17 protein-coding genes are annotated in these 20,425 nt (G+C 70.2%); 9 read left to right on the forward strand and 8 right to left on the reverse strand.

Annotation, left to right across the window (positions count from 1 at the left end):
- Positions 1-66 precede the first annotated feature (66 nt).
- Positions 67-1,365 (forward strand): ArsB/NhaD family transporter, encoded by a 1,299-nt coding sequence (locus OHN74_RS37115; RefSeq protein WP_327698946.1) that lies wholly within the window; start codon positions 67-69, stop codon positions 1,363-1,365.
- A gap of 68 nt (positions 1,366-1,433) precedes the next feature.
- On the opposite strand, the gene OHN74_RS37120 is transcribed toward OHN74_RS37115, so the two are convergent.
- Positions 1,434-2,495, reverse strand: coding sequence for a PucR family transcriptional regulator (locus OHN74_RS37120; RefSeq protein ID WP_327698947.1), 1,062 nt, complete (start codon positions 2,493-2,495; stop codon positions 1,434-1,436).
- A gap of 677 nt (positions 2,496-3,172) precedes the next feature.
- Between OHN74_RS37120 and OHN74_RS37125 the strand changes: the two genes are divergently transcribed.
- From OHN74_RS37125 to OHN74_RS37135, 3 genes are all read left to right on the forward strand, one after another.
- Complete coding sequence (locus OHN74_RS37125; protein WP_327698948.1) at positions 3,173-3,607, forward strand: hypothetical protein; 435 nt, start codon at positions 3,173-3,175, stop codon at positions 3,605-3,607.
- 143 nt (positions 3,608-3,750) lie between these two features.
- The gene (locus OHN74_RS37130; RefSeq protein ID WP_327698949.1) at positions 3,751-5,796 is read left to right on the forward strand and encodes a flotillin family protein; all 2,046 of its coding nucleotides are present in this window, start codon (positions 3,751-3,753) and stop codon (positions 5,794-5,796) included.
- A 76-nt stretch (positions 5,797-5,872) separates the two neighbouring features.
- A complete protein-coding gene (locus OHN74_RS37135) occupies positions 5,873-10,756 on the forward strand; it encodes a DNA repair ATPase (RefSeq protein WP_327698950.1) in 4,884 nt (1,627 codons plus the stop codon).
- A gap of 166 nt (positions 10,757-10,922) precedes the next feature.
- Here the strand turns inward: OHN74_RS37135 and OHN74_RS37140 are convergent, their stop codons facing one another.
- The 7 genes from OHN74_RS37140 to OHN74_RS37170 form a co-directional block, all read right to left on the reverse strand.
- Positions 10,923-11,414 carry a CBS domain-containing protein gene (locus OHN74_RS37140; protein ID WP_327698951.1) on the reverse strand — a complete coding sequence of 164 codons (492 nt, stop codon included), beginning with the start codon at positions 11,412-11,414 and terminating at the stop codon, positions 10,923-10,925.
- Positions 11,415-11,704: 290 nt separating this feature from the next.
- The gene (locus OHN74_RS37145; protein ID WP_327698952.1) at positions 11,705-13,138 is read right to left on the reverse strand and encodes a flotillin family protein; all 1,434 of its coding nucleotides are present in this window, start codon (positions 13,136-13,138) and stop codon (positions 11,705-11,707) included.
- A gap of 113 nt (positions 13,139-13,251) precedes the next feature.
- Positions 13,252-13,767: a hypothetical protein gene (locus tag OHN74_RS37150; RefSeq protein ID WP_327698953.1), complete on the reverse strand. Its 516-nt coding sequence runs from the start codon at positions 13,765-13,767 to the stop codon at positions 13,252-13,254.
- A gap of 470 nt (positions 13,768-14,237) precedes the next feature.
- A complete protein-coding gene (locus OHN74_RS37155; RefSeq protein ID WP_327698954.1) occupies positions 14,238-14,771 on the reverse strand; it encodes a TerD family protein in 534 nt (177 codons plus the stop codon).
- Between the two features lie 238 nt (positions 14,772-15,009).
- A complete protein-coding gene (locus OHN74_RS37160) occupies positions 15,010-15,291 on the reverse strand; it encodes an STAS domain-containing protein (RefSeq protein WP_327698955.1) in 282 nt (93 codons plus the stop codon).
- Positions 15,292-15,530: 239 nt separating this feature from the next.
- Entirely contained in the window at positions 15,531-16,784 is a 1,254-nt protein-coding gene (locus OHN74_RS37165; RefSeq protein WP_327698956.1) for a cation:proton antiporter, read from the reverse strand.
- A gap of 7 nt (positions 16,785-16,791) precedes the next feature.
- The gene (locus tag OHN74_RS37170) at positions 16,792-17,277 is read right to left on the reverse strand and encodes a cation:proton antiporter regulatory subunit (RefSeq protein WP_327698957.1); all 486 of its coding nucleotides are present in this window, start codon (positions 17,275-17,277) and stop codon (positions 16,792-16,794) included.
- Between the two features lie 379 nt (positions 17,278-17,656).
- On the opposite strand from OHN74_RS37170, the gene nhaA reads away from it, so the two are divergent.
- From nhaA to OHN74_RS37195, 5 genes are all read left to right on the forward strand, one after another.
- Positions 17,657-19,000, forward strand: coding sequence for a Na+/H+ antiporter NhaA (gene nhaA, locus OHN74_RS37175; RefSeq protein ID WP_327698958.1), 1,344 nt, complete (start codon positions 17,657-17,659; stop codon positions 18,998-19,000).
- Positions 19,000-19,269: a hypothetical protein gene (locus OHN74_RS37180; protein WP_327698959.1), complete on the forward strand. Its 270-nt coding sequence runs from the start codon at positions 19,000-19,002 to the stop codon at positions 19,267-19,269. Before nhaA ends, OHN74_RS37180 begins: the two co-directional genes overlap by 1 nt.
- 117 nt (positions 19,270-19,386) lie before the next feature.
- Complete coding sequence (locus OHN74_RS37185; protein ID WP_327698960.1) at positions 19,387-19,683, forward strand: hypothetical protein; 297 nt, start codon at positions 19,387-19,389, stop codon at positions 19,681-19,683.
- Complete coding sequence (locus OHN74_RS37190; protein ID WP_327698961.1) at positions 19,680-19,940, forward strand: hypothetical protein; 261 nt, start codon at positions 19,680-19,682, stop codon at positions 19,938-19,940. The genes OHN74_RS37185 and OHN74_RS37190 overlap by 4 nt, the downstream gene beginning before the upstream one ends.
- A 214-nt stretch (positions 19,941-20,154) precedes the next feature.
- Positions 20,155-20,346, forward strand: a complete 192-nt coding sequence (locus OHN74_RS37195) for a hypothetical protein (protein ID WP_327698962.1) — start codon at positions 20,155-20,157, stop codon at positions 20,344-20,346.
- Positions 20,347-20,425 lie beyond the last annotated feature (79 nt).

Below are 20,425 nucleotides of genomic sequence, written 5' to 3' on the forward strand. Positions count from 1 at the left end.
GGGGACAGTCGCACTGCTCGGCGCGATCACCGCGGACGTCTTGTTGGAGCACTTCATCGGAGGACCGTGAACGACTGGCAGAGCTGGGCGGCGGTCGTCGTCTTCGTCGGCGCGTACGCGCTGATCATCAGCGAGAAGATCCACCGTGTCGCCGTCGCGCTCGGCGGTGCCGGGCTGATGCTGGCGATCGGGGCGACCGACGACAAGTCGGCGTTCTACTCCGAGCACAGCGGTATCGACTGGAACGTCATCTTCCTGCTCATGGGCATGATGATGATCGTCGGAGTGCTGAAGCAGACCGGCATGTTCGAGTACCTGGCGATCTGGTCGGTGAAGAGGGCGCGGGCGAAGCCCTTCCGGGTGATGGCCATGCTGGTCGTGATCACGGCGGTGGCCTCGGCCCTGCTGGACAACGTCACCACGGTGCTGCTGATCGCACCGGTGACACTGCTCGTCTGCGAGCGTCTCGCCCTGCCGACCGTCCCGTTCCTGATCGCCGAGGTCATGGCGTCGAACATCGGCGGCACGGCGACCCTGGTCGGTGATCCGCCCAACATCATCATCGCCAGCCGGGCCGGGCTGACCTTCAACGACTTCCTGGTCCATCTGGCACCGATCGTGGTCGTCCTGGTCGCCGCGCTCCTCGCGCTGTGCCGGGTGATGTTCCGCAAGTCCTTCGTCTACGACGGGGACCGCGCCGCCGAGATCATGGCGCTGGAGGAGCGTGAGGCCATCAAGGACCGGACGCTGCTCGTCCAGGGCCTGGTGGTCCTGGTGCTCGTGGTCGCGGGCTTCGTCCTGCACCCGGTGCTGCACTACGAGCCCAGCGTCGTCGCCCTGCTCGGCGCGGGACTGCTCATCGCCGTCTCCAAGGCGGAGACCGGAGAGGTGCTGAAGGAGGTGGAGTGGCCGACCCTGGCCTTCTTCGCCGGCCTCTTCATCATGATCGGCGGCCTGATCGAGACCGGTGTGATCGGCGAGGTCTCCAAAGCCCTGGCCGACGCGATCGGTGACAACGAACTCGGCGGCTCCATGACCATGCTCGGCGCCTCTGCGGTCCTGTCCGGCATCGTCGACAACATCCCCTACGTCGCCACCATGGCCCCCATCACCAGCGACCTCGTCCAGAACATGGGCGGCGGCAGCGGCCATGTCATGTGGTGGGCCCTCGCCCTCGGCGCCGACCTGGGCGGCAACGCCACCGCCATCGGCGCCTCCGCCAACGTCGTCGTCCTCGGCATCGCCGAACGCAACCGCCAGCCCATCTCCTTCTGGCAGTTCACCAAGTACGGCCTGGTCGTCACGGGCGTGACCGTGACCCTTGCGCTCGCCTATGTGTGGCTGCGCTACTTCGCGCTCGGCTGACGCGCCGAAGCGGGCCGGATCCCTGTCCCTCACACTCACACTTACACCGGATCGGTGAGCGGCGGACGTCACACCTCGTCGTCGGGCCACCCGAGGAGCCGGGCACCGATCACCGCGGTCTGCAGGGTGTAGCGGTGCACGGGATCGCCGGGGTCGGCGCCGGTGAGCTTGTGAATGCGCTCCAGCCGGTAGGTGAAGGCCCGCACACTGAGGCTCAGGCGCCGCGCCGCCTCGGCGGAGACGCAGCCGGAGTCGAAGTACGCCGTCAACGTCTCGACGAGGGGACGGGCGCCGCCACGTGCGCTCAGCAGGGGGCCGAGAGTGTTGTCGACGAGGTCGGCCATGGCCTGCCGGTCGCGGGTCAGCACCGGGTAGACGAGGAGGTCGGCCGCGCGCAGTACGGGCTCGTGGAGCTGCAGCCGCTCTGCCAGGTCGAGGGCGTTGAGTGCCTCTTCGTACGAGTGCACGACGCCGCCGGCGCCGGGGTGGGGACGTCCGATGGCGACTTGGCCGCCCTCGGTGACCGCGTACGCCTGCTTGGCGAAGAACGTCAGGACGTCGTCCTGGTCCCCGGGCGCGATGCAGACCAGTCGGCCGTCCTTGGTGGTGAGCAGAATGCGCCGCTCGCCGAACCGGCCGACCACGGCGCTCTCCACCTGACGGGTGGCCGGATCGGTCTCCTCGACAGGCTTGCCGCCCTGCGCGACGGCGACCGCGTGGGCGCGGGAGAGGAGCAGACCGAAGCGTTCGGCGCGCTCCGACAGACGGCCCAGGTCGCTGCGGCCGTAGAGCAGGTCGTCGATGAACTCTCGCCGTACCGCCTCCTCCTGCCGAACGGCGAGCTGCTGTGACCGCTCGTGCCCCTCGGCGAAGGCATCGATCGCCTGCTCGACGGCGGCGAGCGCGGCTTCACCGGCCGAGGCGGAGAGGACGGGCCAGTGTTCACGGGCCACTGCCAGATGTCGACGAACGACGGCCCGCACCCCGAAGCCGGCCTCCGCCGCGCGTTCCCCCTGGGTCCGCAGGGATTCCAACTCGTCCCTGGTGAAGCGGCGACCCGTCGCACACACGGCGGTCAGTATCTGGACATACCCCTCCAGATATTCGTCGGGGACCTGCCGCCCTGTCACACGACCTCCTGTGTTCTTGACGCCTTGCCTACGCATTCTTGACGCACGCCGGACAAGAGTGACAGATCCTGGGCGGAGCACGGGGCCGGGAGCGGATGCCGCGGGGGAGGGACGGGACGGTGAGCGGGCCGACGGCCAGTTCCGGCGGTGCCGGTACCCGGTAGCGCCGGCACGACGACGGTGACCCGCGTGCGGCACAGCTCACGCAGCTCGGCGACGAGACGTTCGGCGAGGGCGTCGTCGCCGCACACCACCATGTGGCCCGGAAGTGCCGGGTGCCGGGTCCGGCCGGGAAGCGGGGGCACACGCCTCATGGCTGCGTCCGCCTCCCGTCGGCAGCGAGGTGACTGAGGTTCCGGCCTCCTGCTGCCCGGCCGTCCACCACCCGGCGGTCTCCCACGGCTCCGTATGCGACTCGGCCCATCTCTTCTCCGTCCCCGAAGTTGCCGTCGACCGGACCGGACGACGACGGTCAGGTTGGACAACGGCCGGTCCCTCGCCGCAGTTGTCGTCGTCTGGCATCAAGAAGGCATAAAGATTGCCGGAACACGGCAATGCGCTGTACGGCATGGGCAGTTCAAGATAGGGCTGAAGAAACACGGGGAGCAGCCCCGGTGCCGCGCCCGCGCAGCAGGGGTGGGCACCGGGGCTCGGGGAATCGATTCGGGGGCAAGGGCATGGGGCAGTTCGTCGAAGCCGCCGCACGGTTCCCCACCGTCAGCTTCACCTCGGCCCTCGTGGTCGCTCTCGGCTTCTGGCTTCTGGTCCTGCTGGGCCATGCCCGCGTACGCGACTTCGACGCCGACGCCCCGTATCTGGCCCGGTCTTTCGGCGGGGTGCCGGTCGCCGTCGCGGTCTCCGTCGTGATCGCGACCACCTGGCTCCTCAGCCTCACCGGGATGGTCCTGATGGGCCCGGCACACCTGAGCGGTCTCGGTGGCGCCGCGGCCCGGGTCGCACTGCTCGGACTGTCCGTCCTCGTCGCCTGGACCGCGACCCGAAGGTGCGCGGTGTCTCTCGCCGGGCTGTTCCCCGGCCATGCCGGGCCGCACCTTCGACATACGGCGAGTGCCACTCCGTACGATCCCGGCAGTCGCCGCGCTCACAGCTGAGCCGCAACCTGACCGCGGTCGGACCGCGTGGCCACACCTGAGCACCTGAGCACCTGAGCACCTGACGCACCTGCCCGCACCCGAGCGGGCCGCCCCGCCTCGCTGTCGAGGCGCCAACTCATCGCAGACCTCAAGGATTTCCCATGGACTCCATGACCGTGGGCGTCGGCGTGCTCATCGCCGCCTGCCTGCTTGTCGCGACCGCTGCGCTGCTCGTCGTCTCCCGGCTGTTCCGCAAGGTGGAGCAGGGCAAGGCGCTCATCGTCTCCAAGGTGCGCAAGGTCGATGTGACCTTCACCGGGCAGGTCGTGCTGCCGGTGCTGCACAAGGCCGAGGTGATGGACATCTCGGTGAAGACCATCGAGATCATGCGGGCCGGCAAGGAGGGGCTGATCTGCCAGGACAACATCCGGGCCGACATCCGGATCTCGTTCTTCGTGAAGGTGAACAAGACCGTCGAGGACGTCATCAAGGTCGCCCAGGCCGTCGGCACCGTGCGCGCGAGCGACCGCGACACGCTGCAGGAGCTGTTCCACGCGAAGTTCTCCGAGGCGCTGAAGACGGTCGGCAAGCAGATGGACTTCACCGACCTCTACACCAAGCGCGAGGAACTCCGTTACAAGATCATCGAGTTGATCGGCATCGACCTCAACGGCTACCACCTGGAGGACGCGGCGATCGACTACCTGGAGCAGACGCCGCTGACCCAGCTCGACCCGGCCAACGTCCTGGACGCCCAGGGCATCCGGAAGATCACCGAACTGACGGCCATCGAGCACGTACGCACCAACGAGGCTCAGCGCACCGAGGAGAAGGAGATCACCCGGCAGAACGTCGACGCCCGCGAGGCCATCCTGGAGCTGGAGCGCCGCCAGGCCGACGCCGAGATCAAGCAGCGGCGGGAGATCGACACCGTACGGGCCCGTGAGGAGGCCGAGACGGCGCGGGTCATGGAGGAGGAGAGGCTGCGTGCCCAGGGCGCCTTCCTGAAGACCGAGGAGCAGCTCGGCATCCAGCGCGAGAACCAGGCCCGTGAGGTCGCCGTCGCGCAGAAGAACCGCGAGCGGGTCATCGCCATCGAGAACGAGCGCATCGAGAAGGACCGGCAGCTTGAGGTCATCGCGCGGGAGCGGGAGACGCAGCTGACGCAGATCGCCGCCTCCAAGGAGGTCGAGGCCGAGAAGCGGGAGATCGCCGAGGTCGTCCGCGAGCGGATCGCGGTGGACCGGACGGTCGCCGAGCAGGAGGAGGCCATCAAGAAGCTGCGGGCCGTGGAGGAGGCCGAGCGCGACCGGCAGACCGTGATCATCGCAGCCGAGGCCGAGGCACAGGAGAACCTGGTCAAGGACATCAAGGCGGCCGAGGCCGCCGAGCAGGCCGCCGTCCACCGCGCGGCCGAGGAAATCACCCTGGCCGAGGCCCGGTTGAAGTCGGCCGACCTCGACGCGCAGGCCAAGCTGCGCCTTGCCGAGGGCGTCCAGGCCGAGGCCGCCGCCGAGGGCCTGGCGGCCGTCCAGGTCCGGGACAAGGAGGCCGAGGTCATCGAGAAGGCCGGCCGCGCGGAGGCGGAGGCGGCCGGGGCTCGGATGCGGGCGGAGGCGGAGGGCGCCCGGGCGAAGGCGCTCGCCGAGGCCGAGGGCATCGGCGAGAAGCTGAAGGCGGAGGCAGCCGGCCTGACCGAGAAGGCGGCGGCGATGGCCGCGCTCGACGAGGCGTCCCGCGGCCACGAGGAGTACCGGCTGCGGCTGGAGGCGGAGAAGGAGATCCGGCTCGCCGGGCTCGACACGCAGAAGCACGTCGCCGAGGCGCAGGCCACGATCCTCGCCACCGGACTGGAGAACGCCGACATCAACATCGTCGGCGGCGAGTCCGTCTTCTTCGACCGGCTCGTCAACTCGATCGCGCTCGGCAAGAGCGTCGACGGGTTCGTCCAGCACTCCAAGACGGCACAGGCCCTCGCGGGGCCCTGGCTGGACGGATCGTCGAGCTTCACCGACGACCTCGGCCGCGTTCTCGGCTCGGTCTCCACGGCGGACGTGCAGAACCTGACCGTCTCCGCGCTGCTGATGAAGCTGATGAAGACGCGCGGCGCCGATTCCGGCGCCCTGGAACAGCTGCTCAGCAAGGCCGGTGAACTGGGTGTCGCCGACGCCTCGCTCGCGGCCCTGAACGGCAGCGCCAGGGTCTGACAGGCCGCGGTCCGGAGCTGCCGCACAGGGGACGGCAGCTCCGGACCGCTTTTTCCGACTTTCTGAGAGGGACCCCATGGCCACCGGTCTGGACACCGGCACGTACGAGGTGCTGCGCGACCGCCTCACCGCGCAGGCCGCCGAACTCGCCCGCCGAGCCGAGGCACTCAACGCCCGCCGGACCGAGGAGTTCGGCTCCACCCGGCTGGAGCTGAGGAGCACCCAGCGGCTGCGCACCGAGCACACCTGCGTGCCCCGCGACATCGTCGCCGTCGGCGAGGTTCTGCTCTTCGGCCACAACGTCTTCCTCGGCCGAGGGCCCGAGGCGACCGTCGACGACGTCTTCGCCCTGCACGACCGCGACCTGAACCGGCTGCCCCCCGACGCCGTGCCCGGCCTGCTGGACGCCCCGGCCTTCGTCCGCGAGTTCGCCGCCCTCTACCGCTACTACCGTCAGACCCACCTGCTCCAACTGCGCCGCCTGGAAGGCAAGTTGCTGGCCGTCTTCCAGACTGGCGAGAAAACCGGCGACATCCGCGTCCTGCGCTGGGCCGTGACGGATGACGGCCAGGTGTCCTTCCTGGACGCGCGCGGGGACCGCGACCACGCCGTCCCGTCCGCCCACGACTTCGAGTGGACCGAGACGACCCGCGAGGACCACGTCCTCGGCCGCCACCCGCACGTCTCCATCGAGGGCGAGGTCTTCGTCGCGACCTCCGCCGGCACCCTCACCGTCAAGGTCGAGAACGACACGGAGAGCGGCGAGGGCATTCACGCGGAGCCGGTCGACGAGCCGCTGCAGTCCCTCGCCGACGCCCGCATCACGTACGCGCGCGTGGGCGCCCTGATCCTGATCCGCGTGCGTCCCTACAAGGAGGACACCGACCGCCACCTGGTGTTCAATACGCTCACCAGGACGGTCGTCCGCCTCGACGGCATCGGGCAGGTGTGCCGTCGGCTGCCCGAGGACCAGGGCATCGTCTTTCCCGGCGGCTACTGCCTGGCCACGGGCATGTACAAGACGTTCGACGGCGTCGCCGCCACCTTGGACACGGCAGCCCTGGAGTTCGAGCGAGTGGTCCGCTCGCCCAACGGCGAGGACGTGCTGTTCGCCTTCCACGCGCGCGTGGAAGGCCGCAGCCTGCTGCTGCCGTACAACGTGATCCGCAAGGAGATCGCGACCCCGCTGTCCTGCCACGGCTGGGCCCTGTTCGACGACGGCGCGCTCGTCGTGCTGCGCGCCGACAACGACGAACCGCAGCGCGTGCACCCCGTCCAGCTCTGGAACTCGCCCTTCGTCTCCGACACCCACGCCGCCGCCCAGCCCGTCGGCACCGGCCCGCTCGCCCGTGTCGGCAACGCCGACCTCGTACGCGGCGTCTCCGACTGCCTGTCCATCACCCGCGCGGTCACCGGGACGACTCCGACGAGCGAGGTGTACGCGGCACTGGCGGCAGCCTGCGTCCGCGCCGACGACTCCTACCACTGGCTGGCCGAGCCCCAACTCGGCGCTCTGCACGAGCCGCTCACGCAGGTGCGGGCCACCGCTGAGCAGGTTCTGGCCGAGTTCGAGACCGTCCAGGCCCTCGCCTGGCAGGCATCGGACGCGCTCACGGAAGCCGGAGAGCGGGTCGCGACCGTCGTACGGCGTCTGCGCGGCGAGTCCCCGCGCAGCGCCGCCGCCTGGGTCGCCGGACTGACCGAACTCCGTCACGCCCAGGGCCATTTGCTCACCCTCAAGGACATGCGGTACGCCGACGCCGCGCGCATCGACGAACTCGCCGCCGAAGCCGAGGCCGACCTCGCCACCTTCGTACAGCGGGCCGTCACCCACCTCGCACGTGAGGACGCCTTCGCCGGCCACCAGGCCGGCATCGAGCAACTCGTCACCGACGCCGAGGCGATCGCCACCGTCGCCGAGGCCGCGCCTGTCACCGCCCGCCTCGACGAACTCGCCGACGGGCTGCGCACGGTGACCGAGGTCGTCACAGGTCTCGACATCGGTGACGCCACCGTCCGTACGTCCGTCCTGGGACGGATCGCCGAGATCCTCGGCGGCGTCAACCGGGTCCGTGCCCTCCTCGACGTGCGCCGCCGCGCACTCCTCGACCGTGAAGGGCGCGCCGGCTTCGCCGCCGAGTTCGCCCTGCTCGGGCAGGCGGTCACCGGCGCGCTCGCCGTCGCGGACAGCCCCGAGGCGTGCGAAGAGGAACTCGCCCGCCTGCTTGTCCAGTTGGAGAACCTGGAGTCCCGGTTCGCGGAGTTCGACGACTTTCTCGGCGACCTCGCGGACAAGCGCGACGAGATCCACAACGCGTTCGCCGCCCGTAAGCAGACCCTCGCCGACGCTCGTGCCCGCCGTGCCGAACTCCTCGCCGACTCGGCGACCCGGGTGCTGCGGACCGTCACCCGGCGCGCCGCCACGCTCGCCGACCCGGACGCCGTCACCACGTACTTCACCTCCGACCCCATGGTCGCCAAGGTCCGCCGCGTCGCCGACGAGCTGCGCGAACTCGGCGACCAGGTCAGGGCGGAGGAACTCGACGGCCGCCTCAAGTCCGCCCGCCAGGAGGCCCGCCGGTCCCTGCGCGACCGCACCGACCTCTACACCGACGACGGCCGCACCCTCCGCCTCGGCGCCCACCGCTTCGCGGTCAACACCCAGCCCCTCGACCTCACCCTCGTCCCGCACGGCGAGGGACTGGCCTTCGCCCTGACCGGCACCGACTACCGATCCCCGGTCACCGACCCCGACTTCGCCGCCACCCGCCCCTACTGGGACCGCCCGCTGCCGTCGGAGTCACCCGAGGTCTACCGCGCCGAACACCTCGCCGCCCGGCTGCTGGACGAGCACGGGCCGGCGGCACTGGAGGAGGCTGACCTGCCCGACCTCGTACGGCGGGCCGCGGAAGCGGCGTACGACGAGGGGTACGAGCGCGGCGTCCACGACCACGACGCGGCCCTGATCCTCGCCACTCTCCTGCGCCTGTACGCCCAGGCGGGCACCCTGCGCCACGAGCCCGCGGCCCGCGCCACCGCCCAGCTGTTCTGGGCCCACGGCACGACCGCCGAGGCCCGGCAGGACTGGCACCGGCGCGCAGTCTCACTGGCCCGCGCCCGGGACACGTTCGGCCTGGCGCCCGCGATCGACGACCTGCGGCAGGAGCTGGCGGAGGCGATCGGCACACCGGCCGCTGCCGCCTACCTCTTCGAGGAGCTGACGAGCGGTCCCGACGGCTTCGTCGCCGGCGCGAGCGCCCGCACCCTGCTCGACAAGTTCCGCCGCACGGTGGGCTCGTCGGCCTACGACGACGACCTCGCCGCAGTCGGCGACCTGGCCGCACGCAGGCAACTCGTCGAGGCGTGGCTGTTCTCGTACGCAGCCTCGACCGGCACGGACACCACCCCCGGCGACCTGGCCGAGGCGGTGGCCGCCGAACTCTGCCCCGACCTGGCCCGCTACGACTCCGACGCCCTACTGACCGGGAAGGTCGACGGGCTGCTCGGCGTCCACCCCCGCATCACCGACCGGTCCCTGTCCCTCCGCGTCGACGAGTTCCTCGCGCGCACCCACACGTTCCGCACGTACGACGTCCCGGCGCACCGCGCCTACCAGCGCCGCCGAACCGAGCTGGTGGCAGCCGAGCACGGCCGGCTCCGCCTGGACGAGTACCGGCCCCGGATCATGTCCGCATTCGTACGCGGCAGGCTCATCGACGAGGTCTACCTCCCGCTGATCGGCGACAGCCTCGCCAAACAGCTCGGCACCACCGGTGAGTCCAGGCGCACCGACACCGGCGGCCTGCTGCTGCTCATCTCCCCGCCGGGCTACGGCAAGACGACCCTCATGGAGTACGTCGCCGACCGCCTCGGCCTGATCCTCGTCAAGGTCAACGGCCCTGCCCTCGGACACGCCGTCACCTCACTCGACCCGGCCGAGGCCCCGAACGCGACGGCCCGCCGCGAGGTCGAGAAGATCAACTTCGCGTTGGAGACGGGCAACAACACACTCCTCCACCTCGACGACATCCAGCACACCTCGCCCGAGCTCCTGCAGAAGTTCATCCCGCTGTGCGACGCCACCCGCCGCATGGAGGGCGTACGGGACGGGGAGCCGCGCACCTACGACCTGCGCGGCAAGCGCTTCGCCGTCTGCATGGCCGGCAACCCCTTCACGGAGTCCGGCGCGCGCTTCCAGGTGCCGGACATGCTCGCCAACCGCGCCGACGTGCGGAACCTCGGCGACGTCCTGACCGGCAAGCAGGACGCCTTCGCGCTCAGCTTCGTCGAGAACGCCCTCACCGCGAACCCGGTCCTCGCCCCGCTCGCCGGCCGCGACCGCGCCGACCTCGACCTGCTCATCTGCCTCGCGCACGGCGACACCACGGCCCGCGCGGACCGGCTCACCCACTCCCTGGCGTCCGCCGAGCTGCAGCACATCCTGGCCGTGCTGCGCCACCTGCTCACGGCCCGCGACACCGTCATGTCGGTGAACGCCGCGTACATCGCCTCCGCCGGCCAGTCAGAGGCCACCCGCACCGAGCCGCCCTTCCAACTCCAGGGCTCCTACCGCAACATGAACAAGATCGCCCAACGTATCCAGCCGGTCATGAACGACACCGAAGTGTCCGCGTTGATCGACGACCACTACACGGCCGAGTCCCAGACCCTCACCACCGGCGCCGAGGCCAACCTCCTGAAACTGGCCGAACTGCGCGGCACGCTCACACCCGAGCAGGCCGCCCGGTGGGCCGACATCAAGACCACCTACGTCCGCACCCAGGCACTCGGCGGACCGGAGGACGACCAGCTCACTCGTGCGATCGCGGGCCTCGGCCTCCTCGCGGACCGCATCGCCGCCGTCGAGTCCGCCATCACCCGGGCCGCCGATCCAGGCCACCTCATGGCCAACCCGACGGCCCGGCACGCCGTACGGCCGCACGGCGACAGGCACGACTGAGAGGTCGTGAGGTTCTCGACTTGCATGGGTCGTAGCGGAGCGCGGTCGGGTTGGCCGCTCGTAGCGTTCCGTAGGACGCTGGATCATCCAGATCTGTACACGGTTCCAGGCAGGCTGCCACCAGCCCGCCTGAAAACGGCTCGGAGAACGGTGAGCGCGTCTGAACTCAAGGGCTGTCCGATGCCTCCGCTGCCCCCAGGAGCTCGTGCAGGAGGTGGGACGCGGTGATCACGCCCAACAGACGTGTGCTCTCAGCCGTACGCCTGCCCTTGCTCCGTTCCGTCACTGCCACCAGCGGGCTGCGCACGCGGGCCATCAGCGCGGCCACCTCCAGCGCGGTGTGGTCGGGGTCGGCGGTCGGCGGTGGGGTGGCCTCGTGCGGCAGGCAGTCGCCGACGCGGCGGCCTGCCAGGGCCTGGCAGAGCCGGTCGGCGTGTTTCTCGTCGACGACGGCGGCGAGCGTCGGGTCCTCGACGACGTACGCGGGCACCAGCATCTTGATCATCTGGGAGGCGGGAAGGATCGCCCTCGGCTCGCCCCGTTCGTCCAACACGAGCAGGGCCGGCAGGTTGTGCTCGGCCATCAGCCGGGCCGCGTCCATGGCGTCGCTGTCGACGCTCACGGTTTCGTACTCGACCGCCAGGTCACGAGCGCGCACGGCGGGCTCCTCATCCGTTGGAAAGGTTCCTGTACTCACCGTCCTATGTCAGCGGCGGGCGGGCCAGGTCATTGACGCGAAACATACGCGGCGGCACCGGCAGAACCATCGTGTGGAGGAGAACAGAACCACGGCCTCACCGGGGTGACGTCCTCAGGACCGCTCGCCGATGTCATGGCGACCGAGCGTCCCGCGGTCGCCGGCCGGCGACCGGCACACACCGGCGTCCGACCCCGAGGAGCCCGGACGGTTCGCAACCGCCCGGGCTCCCACCACTGTCTGTCCGGATGTCAGCCGGCGATCTCGATCCTGCCGTTGGCTTCGGCGGACGCCGCGGTCTCGGGCTTGGCGCCGCCGTTGCGCTGGGTGAGGTTCTTCAGCAGCTCGGCGAGGTCGACTCCGGTGGTGGAGCTCAGCAGCTCGACGCCCTGGGTGACGTTGTCGGCGACCGTGCGGGAGAGCTGCGAGGCGCCGTCGGTGGAGATGACCGTCAGCTTGTCGATGGCGCTGAGCGGTTCGGATGCCTTGGCGACGACCTGGGGCAGGACCTCGACGAGCATCTGCAGCACGGCCGCGTCGCCGTACTGCGCGAAGGCGTCGGCCTTCTTCCGCATGGCTTCGGCCTCGGCCGCGCCCTTGGCGCCGATCGCGGCGGCCTCCGCCTCCCCCTCGATGCGTACGGCGTCGGCGAGCGCGGCGCGGTGCGCCTTCTCGCCCTCACCGGTCAGCCGGGACCGCTGGGCGTCCGCCTCCGCCTCTTTGACCAGGGCGATACGGCGGGCCTCGGCCTCCTGCTCGGCCTGGTAGCGGGCGGCGTCGGCGGGCTTGCGGACCTGGGTGTCCAAGTCGCGGTCGGTCAGCGCCGCCTGGCGCTCGGCGACCTTCTCCTGCTCGGCCAGCACCTGCTGGCGCCGGGCCGCCTCGGCGAGCGGACCGGCCGCCGCCGCACGGGCCGCGGCCTCATCGGTCTCGGCCTTGATCTCGGCCTGCTTCAGCGCGAACGTCCGCTGCGCGATGGCGATCTCCTCCTCGGCCTTCAGCCGGGCCTGCTCGGCGGCCCGGCGGGCGACGGCCTCGGCGATGTCGGCCTCCTGCTTGGCGCGGGCGGCCTCGGGGCGGCCGAGGTCCTCCAGGTAGGAGCCCTCGGTGGTGATGTCCTGGATCTGGAAGGCGTCCAGCACCAGGCCCTGCCCGGACAGGCTCGCCTCGGCCTCCTCGGCGACCTGCCCGGCGAACACTGCCCGGTCGCGGATGATGTCCTCGACCGACATCCGGCCGACGATGGCACGCAGCGCGCCGGAGAGCACCTCCTGGGTGAAGCCAACGATGCCGTCCTGCTGCATCAGGAACCGCTGCGCGGCGGCCCGTATCGAGTCCTCGGTGCCACCCACCTTGACGATGGCCACGCCTTCCAGGTGCGCCTTCACGCCCCGCAGGGTGACCGCGCCGCGCACCGCGACCGGGATGTGCCGCGAGGACAGGTCGAGGGTGAACTTCTGCTGCACGAACGGCACGACGAACACGCCGCCGCCGACCACGACCTTCTGCCCGCTGTTGTCGGTGAAGATCCGTCCGGTCTCCGGATCGGTGGCCTGCTTGCCGCGCCGCCCGGTGACGATGAACGCCTGGCTCGGACCCGCCACCTTGTAGCGGGTGACAACGACCAGGCCGAGCAGGACGAGGAGTACGACGACTCCTACTACGGCGAAGACGACTGGACTCATGATGATTGCCCCTCAGCCCTCCCGGGGGACGGCGGATCGATACGGGTTCGTGTGAAGAAACAGGCACCGGCGCGTGGGCCGGTGTGACAGGAGCGGCCGGGGGTGGGGTTCGGTCAGCGCTCCACGGGACGTACGGACACCGCTGTCCGGGACAGCGTTGCCTCCACCCAGACCTCAGCACCCCTGGCCACGGGCACCGGACTCTTCGCGGAGAGCTTCACGGGTTGCCCGGCCAGACGGACCAGCACCTCACCGAAGCCATCGGCCGGAATAGCCGTGACCACGGATGCGGAGGTGCCGATCAGATCGTCGTGGCGCGGTGCCGCACCGGAGCGGTCGCGCAGCAGCACCTGGCTGAGGCGGTACGCGAGCCAGCCCGTGGCGAGTCCGGCCGGCGTGCCGATCGCGGTCGCACCGACCGCGCCCACGCCCGTGGTGCCCATGGCGATCGCACCGGAGAAGCCGAGCATGGACACGAATCCGGCGATGACCGGCAGCGAGAGGAACCCGTCGAAGAGACCGTCCAGCACGCCGACGCTGCCAAAGAGCCCTTCGAGGACACCGTCGAAGACGAGGGCCAGCAACAGGAGCACGACCCCCGCGATGCCGAGACCCAGAAACCAGCCCATCCGCCCTCACCGCCTCTTGCCCCGCCGCACCGCGCTGTTACCGAATATTCACATGCGCGAGGTGGCTCTGGCATTGCCTGATCCCGGCAATCTTTACGTGTTTTTGATGCCGGACTCCGTGCGGACGGCCCTGGTTCGAGCCAGCAGGATTGATGTCAGATTCGGCGCGAGTACCGAAGGGGATCGTCGAAGGGCGAAGCGAACACCGTAGCCCTGGTCACGCCTGATGCGGGTCACATTCTTCAACGATCAGGCTGTTCACGAAATCCGAACAAGGACCGGGTGGCGCGTTACGCCCCGCCTGGCCCCGCCGTCCCCTCGTCGACGAGGCCGCCGCGGATTCCTGCCCGCGACCCCCTCGCAGAGCGGAGTCTCTGCCGCCCCGTCACGCTTCCGCAGGGTGGCGGGGCGCCGTATGTCCTTGGCCGGGTCGCCGATGGCCGACCGCGGGTCCTGGTGACACCGCCCGGTCAGCCTTGCGGAGCGGAGCCCATCTCGGCGCTGAAGACCACCGGTTCACTGTCGAACCCCTGGATCGATTCGCGGAACTCCCAGGTCCCGGAGGCGTTCCTGGTGAACTCCGCGAACGTCGCGGCGGTGTATTCGGCGATCCGCGCGAAGTCGTCTTTCAGTAGCTCCGTGTACCCCTCGACGACCAGGACTCCGGCGTTCGAAATGTCCCCGAAGAACTTGGGTCCGGTGTCCTGGTGGATCGCCACTCCCACGACCACTCGGGCGAACGAGGGCGCGAGGCGATCGAGTTCCAGGGTCATGGCTTCGACGTAGCCGAAGCCCTGGCCGGTCTGGCTGTGCCGGCTCATGTTGATGGTGCCGTCCGGTGAGCGGCTGTCGAAGTGGACGATGTACACGGGTCGGCCGTAGGGGGCGTCCGCCGAGTAGGTCGTGGCGATGATGTCGAGGTGATGGGGCGGCTGACCCAGGGAACTGGGGTCCCACTTGAGCCGCACCTCGACCTTCCCCACTCCCTTGTTACCGTTGCTCACCGGATTGCTGCCTCTCCCGCTGCCGAGCCACCACGGGGCGATTCCCGCATGTCAAGTATGGCTTGCCATCACTCCGTTGAAGCATGCGGAACGCGATTCGACTGCCGGCGAAATTGTCTACGTGCTGTAGATGCAGGGCTCCAATCAGGTCTGCTGGTAGTCACCCGGACCGAGGTCGGCATGTCGTCGGTGAACAGCACCGCACAGAGCGTCGGGTCGGCCGTCAAGGACACGATCCCTATGCGTCGTCGCCGTGTTCGGCCGACAGGACACGGGAGAGGCCGATCTGATGCAGGACGGATCGCGCCCGCTCGTCCGCGTGCATGATGACCAGCCGCGTGCTGTGCGCCCGGGCGGCGCGCAGAGCCATGAACAGTGCCGCGCAGCCGTCCGGACTCAGGTACCGCACGGCGGCTGGGTCGACCTCCAGGACTTCCGCCCCGCCGACGACCGAGCGGACCAGACGCCGGCCGGTCGCGTCGGCGTTACGGGCGTCCAGGTCGCCGTGCAGCCGGACCACCTCCTGAGCGCCCGTGCTTCGGGGCTCGGGCTGCCGGCGGTGGTGCGAGCTGAAGTGGCGTATCAGTGGCTCCTGGGCAGCGGCGGACGATCGCCGATCAGGCTTCCCGGCACACCTGCCGGAAGGGTATCGGCCGCGTTGTCAGGGTGCCTCTTCTGCGCCTTCCTTGGTGAACCAGGTACCTGCCGCCGTTGCCGCACCGGAGACAGCTCCGCCGCCTCACGTCGGTCGGCGCTCGGTCACGCGTGGCCAACGGTGTCCTGGTCGTCGATGGTCTCGTACGCGACCGTCGGCACAGGCGCGCCTCCGTTCGGCTCCGGGGCCGGTGGCCGGTGGCGTTGTCCGAGCAGGCGGGTGGCAAGGGGTTCGGTGTAGCGGGCGGTGAGGGGGCCGAGGATGACGAGGATCAGGACGTAGGCGGTGGCCAGGGGGCCGAGGGAGGGCTCGATTCCGGAGGTGACGGCCAGCCCGGCGATCACGATGGAGAACTCGCCGCGGGCGACCAGGGTCCCGCCGGTCCGCCAGCGCCCCTTGGCTGCGATGCCGGCCCGTTTGGCGGCCCAGTAGCCGGTGGCGATCTTCGTGAAGGCGGTGACGACGGCCAGGGCGAGAGCGGGCAGCAGAACCGGCGGGATGCTGGCGGGGTCGGTGTGCAGGCCGAAGAAGACGAAGAACACCGCCGCGAACAGGTCCCGCAGCGGCGAGAGGAGGCTGTGGGCGCCCTCGGCGACCTCGCCCGACAGGGCGATGCCGACCAGGAAGGCACCGACGGCGGCGGAGACCTGCAGTTGCTGGGCGATCCCGGCGATCACCAGGGTCAGTCCCAGCACGACCAGCAGCAGTTTCTCGGGGTCGTCGCTGGAGACGAAGCGGGAGATGTGGCGGCCGTAGCGGACTGCGAGGACCAGCACCAGGACGGCCGCGCCGAGAGCGATGGCGAGGGTGACACTGCCCGCCGCGAGTCCGGCCCCGGCCAGCAGAGCGGTGACGATGGGCAGGTAGACCGCCATGGAGAGGTCTTCGAGAACCAGGATGCTGAGGATGGTCGGGGTCTCCCGGTTGCCGAGGCGGCCAAGGTCGCCGAGGACCTTGGCGATGACGCCGGAGGAGGACACCCAGGTGACACCGGCCAGTACGACGGCGGCCACCGGGCCCCAGCCCAGCAGCAGTGCCATGGCAGCGCCGGGCAGGGCGTTGAGGGCGGCGTCGACGAGCCCGGCGGGGTAGTGGGTCCTGAGGTTGGAGACCAGATCGCTGGCTGTGTACTCCAGGCCCAGCATGAGCAGCAGCAGGATGACGCCGATCTCGGCGCCGACGGCGACGAAGTCCTCGCTGGTGCCCAGGGGCAGCAGTCCGCCGTTGCCGAAGGCGAGGCCGGCCAGCAGGTACAGCGGTATGGGGGAGAACTGGAAGCGTCCGGCGAATCGGCCGAGCAGTCCGAGGACCAGGATGATGCAGCCGAACTCGATCAGGAAGACGGCGGAGGAGTGCATGGCGGGGTCACTCCCGCCCGAGTATCGCGGCGGCCGTCTCCACGCCCTCGCGGGTGCCGATGAGGATGAGGGTGTCACCGCCTGCGAGCCGGAAGTCGGGCGTGGGGGAGGGGATCGCCTCCGCGCGGCGCAGTACGGCGACGATGGAGACGCCGGTCTCGGTGCGCATCCGGGTCTCGCCCAGCAGACGCCCGTTCCAGTGCGAGGTGGCCGACAGCTCGATGCGCTCGGCCACGAGACCCAGGTCGGTGGTGGACAGCAGGTTCGGGGTGTGGTGGGCGGGCATCAGCGCGTCGATGAGGGTGGCCGCCTCCTCCGAGGTCAGCCGGGCGGACAGGGCACAGGCGTCCGGATCATCCTTGCGGTAGGCGCTGATCGTGCGGTGCCCGTCGCGGTGGGCGACCACGGACAGGCGACGTTCCTCCCGCGTCGTCAGGTCGTAGCGGACCCCGATACCCGGCAACGGTGTACTGCTGAGGCGTGGCGTGCCCATGGCTGTCCCCTTCTCTCGGCGTGAGCGTTGATCGTGTGGCTCGCGTACGGGGGACGCTCCGACGAGCGCCCAGGTCCGGCCTGCGACTTCATCCTAGGCGGCCGGACACACGCGCACTGCTTCCGATGATCATCACCCGCCCGGGGAGAGGGCATGCCGGACCGACGGTCCCAGACGTCGCGCGGACCTCGTCACGGTGCCGATGACCGAGGACGAGGGGAGCAAGGAGGACCGATTCCGCTTCGCATCGAGGTGTACGGGCCTCAGCAGCGGATAGAGTGTAAAGAACGCGTCAAGTGACGCGCGGTGTGCCGGGAAGTCTGGTCGGCGTGGAAAGGGGCCATGGGCCCTTCGTCGCCGATGCCCGGAGGCCCCTGTCATGGCGGATGCCCCGCAGTCCCGTTCACTGTTCCTCGGCGTGCTCCCGCTCCCGGAGCGGCAGGCCGTCGCCCGCGCTCTGCGGACGGAAACGGTGGGCGGCCTGATCCTGCTGGCCGCCGCGGTAGTGGCCCTGGTGTGGGTGAACAGCCCCCTCAGCGGTTCCTACGAGCACATACGCGAATTCCATTTCGGCATCCCGGCCCTCGGGCTGGACCTGTCCGTCGGCCACTGGACCGCGGACGGACTGCTGAGCGTGTTCTTCCTCGTGGCAGGGATCGAGCTGAAACGCGAACTCGTGGTCGGCGAGCTGCGCAGCCCGGCAACAGCGGCGCTGCCCGTCATCGCAGCCCTGTGCGGCATGGCGGTCCCGGCCGCCCTCTACGCCGCCACCGCGGGCTTCGGCGGCGGCAGCATGGACGGGTGGGCGGTGCCGATGGCCACGGACATCGCTTTCGCCCTCGCCGTTCTGGCGGTTGTCTCCACCCACTTGCCCGCTGCGCTGCGGGCGTTCCTGCTCACCCTCGCCGTGGCCGACGATCTCGGCGCGATCCTGGTGATCGCCGCCTTCTTCACCGCCGATCTCAATCCGTACGCGCTGGCCGGGGCCTTAGCCGGTCTGGTCGTCTTCCACCTGCTCCAGCGGCTGAGGGTGACCGGCTGGTGGTGGTATCTCCCTCTCGGGATCACGATCTGGGCGCTGATGTACAACGGCGGTGTCCACGCCACCGTCGCGGGCGTCGCCATGGGCCTGCTCCTGCGCACCACTCGCGACGAGGGCGAGAGCGCATCGCCCGGCGAGCGCACCGGATATCTGCTGCACCCTCTGTCCGCCGGCATCGCGGTCCCGTTGTTCGCGTTGTTCGCCGCCGGTGTCAGTGTCTCCACGGGTGCTGTGGGGGAGGTGTTCTCCAGTCCGGAGCCGCTCGGGGTGGTCGTGGGCCTGGTGCTCGGCAAGACGGTGGGGATCTTCGCGGGCACCTACCTCGCGGCCCGCTTCACCCGCGCCCGACTCAACCCGGACCTGGCCTGGGCCGATGTCTTCGCCCTCGCCGCCCTGGCCGGGATCGGTTTCACCGTTGCCCTGCTCATCGGTGAACTCGCCTTCCCGCAAACCGCCCTGGGCGAGCACGTCAAGGCCGCGGTCCTCATCGCCTCGCTGGCCTCCGCCCTGCTGGCCACGCTGCTCCTGCGCCGCCGCAACCGGCTCTACCGGCGCCTGTACGAGGAGGAGAACACTGACGCGGACGCCGACGGCATCCCGGACATCTACCAGCAGGCCGCACCAACACCGGCCGCATCAACACCGGCCGGACCGGACCGGGCTGACGGGGCGTCCGGCTGATGGCCGCCGACACCTCGCTGCTGGCACCCGCGATCATGGCCGCCGTCCTGGTGGTCAGAACAGCCGTCGGTGAACTCAGGCGCCCGGGCAGCGCCCGCGAAGAGTGGGCCTTCGCCACCGATCGCCGCGCCATGGCCGCCGGAGCAGCGTCCGCTGCGGCCGTAGTGCTGCTCGGCTGCCACCAGTCCGGCCCCGCTGTCGCGGCCTGGGCCCTGCTCATCGGGGCGCTCACCGCACATCTGTTCCACCGCGACAGGAGCGGCTCGTGACCGTACCGACGACGGCATCCGACCCGGCCGCGCTGACCACATGTCCTGCGATGATCGCCCCCGCCGCCCGTCCGAGTCGACCCGCCCCGTTCACCCACCGACAGGAGCCCCGCACCCATGACTTGGCACTGGACCGGTCTCGCCTTCTTCTCCCTCACGCTGCTGCCGGCCGGGCTGGCGCTGGTCACTGGCCGGATACCGCACAGGCTGCGGCACCGGCTCGCCCCCATGCGTCCACGCGGCTGGGCACTGCTCGGCCTCTATTCCGCCGCCCCTCTCAACACGATCCCGCACCTCGCCGAGGCACCGCCCGCGATCATCGTGGTGGCTACGGCCGCCGCAGCTGTCCTCGCCGCTTCGGGCTGCACCTACGCGGCCCTCGCTCCGCACCGGGCCAGAAACGCCGCCCGGTGACCGGCAGGCCGCGCCTCGCGTTCTCGCTCGCCGTTTGGTGGATGCTGCTCGCCCTCGTCCTGTGGTTCCTGGGCAGGGCACTTGACCAGTCCGCCTCACTCGCGCAGTGTGCCGCCTCGGCTGCCTTCTTCGTTGTCCTGGGGGAGGCCGGTGACTGGCTGCGGCGCCGGTGGGCCGACCGGATCGGGAGTCGGCACCAGCGGGCACCGGCACGCCCCCGGCCGCCCGACGAGAAGGCGCCGACCACGCACTTGTGACCACTGCCTTCTAAAGGAGGGCGTTACCTCGTGGTGAGTGGTGCTGTGCGGGACAGCGCAACCCCCGGGACGGATCAGCTGTCTTCCTTACGGGTACCAGGTGTCCCAGGAGTAGGGCGGCAACCAAAGGGCAGGCGCTGCCTTCCGAGACGAGGCCGACGGGTGAGGTCTGTGGGTCCGTTCTGCGAGGAGGCATGCGGGATGGCTGCACTTCATGACGGTTCAGACGGTTTCCCTGCGCACTCCGGCCGGCACGGCGAGGCTCCGGCCGAGGGCCTGCAGGCCGCTGGGGAACGTGTACAACGTCACGCAGGACGTGGTCGAACCGCTGCTGCGCCGCGCCGACTTGTTGTCGCAGATCCTGCGGCTCGGGTACGCATGTGACCTGCGGGGGCAGGAGGTGTAGCAGACCCTGGGTGTCGGCGGCGGTTGGTCGTCGTCGACGCTGAACTCGCGTTGTGGTACTCGCCGTTCCGGGCGAGCCT

Source organism: Streptomyces sp. NBC_00459 (assembly GCF_036013955.1).
In the GTDB taxonomy this organism is placed as follows: Bacteria; Actinomycetota; Actinomycetes; order Streptomycetales; family Streptomycetaceae; genus Streptomyces.